The 818-nt window shown below is 64.7% G+C and carries 2 protein-coding genes; both read right to left on the bottom strand.

What is annotated here, in order from left to right:
* Positions 1-103: 103 nt before the first annotated feature.
* The gene (locus tag ACLJK8_RS22975; RefSeq protein ID WP_413152705.1) at positions 104-673 is read right to left on the bottom strand and encodes a hypothetical protein; all 570 of its coding nucleotides are present in this window, start codon (positions 671-673) and stop codon (positions 104-106) included.
* A 50-nt stretch (positions 674-723) separates the two neighbouring features.
* Positions 724-818 (bottom strand): transposase domain-containing protein (locus tag ACLJK8_RS22970; protein WP_413152496.1); only part of this gene is annotated, 95 nt, incomplete at its 5' end.

Raw genomic sequence — 818 nt, 5'->3', positions numbered from 1 at the left:
TCCCCGGAGCGCCCGGTGAAAGCGCGGAAACGGTCATCATATGCGTACCTGAACGCCCAAGACAGCGCCTCGGCGCCCAAATGATGCTCTCAAGCCCCGTTCTTCAGGGTGTCCAGGTGTCGCGCAGGGCATAGAGCGCGGCGCGCGCGGTGATCCGCGAAGGATAAGGCACGTCCTTCCACCAGTAGAGCCCGCGGCCATGCAGAAACCGCGCCGCGCTCTCGAAGCCCGACGAGACCCGCTCCCGCCAGGCGACGTAGGCTTCCGCCGGAACGTTCAGCAAAGCCGCGTGCGCGCAGGAAACCGGCGGGACGTCCTTGCCGGTGCGGCCGGCCTGGATGGCCTTCTGCCGCGTCTCGTAGGTATGGGCGAGCGAGACCGCGCGGAGAAAATCGGACCGGTCGATGCCGCGGAGCACGTCGATCTTGTGCAGGCGCTTTTCGCGCCCTGTGTCCTTGCCGCCGCCGTACCAGTCTTCGCGCAGGTTCAGCAATCCAGTCGCCGCGAACATGGCGGTCACGAGCTCGAACGCGTCGAGCTTCTCACCGCCCATGTTGACCTTCTCGAAGACGAGGCAGACCGCCTCCTTCGTCGTCTCCTTGTCCAGCCGGATCATGGGCAGGACGTATTTTCGGATCGGGACCAGAACACGGCGCTCGAATGCCTGGAACATCTCGATCTTTCTCGCGATCGTAGTTGCAAGGTAAGCGTCCGGCCTCACCGCTATCGGGTCCAGCGCCATGGGAGCAAGTCGTCGACCCTGGTGATCTTGTAGTCCGGGATCCGTGCCAGCGTGTCGGCGAGCCAGGCTTGGGGAT

The sequence above is a fragment of the Amaricoccus sp. W119 genome (assembly GCF_047275745.1).
Classification (GTDB): Bacteria; Pseudomonadota; Alphaproteobacteria; order Rhodobacterales; family Rhodobacteraceae; genus Amaricoccus.
The sequence above is the reverse complement of the archived record's forward strand: the minus strand, read 5'-3'. Positions and strand labels throughout refer to the sequence as shown.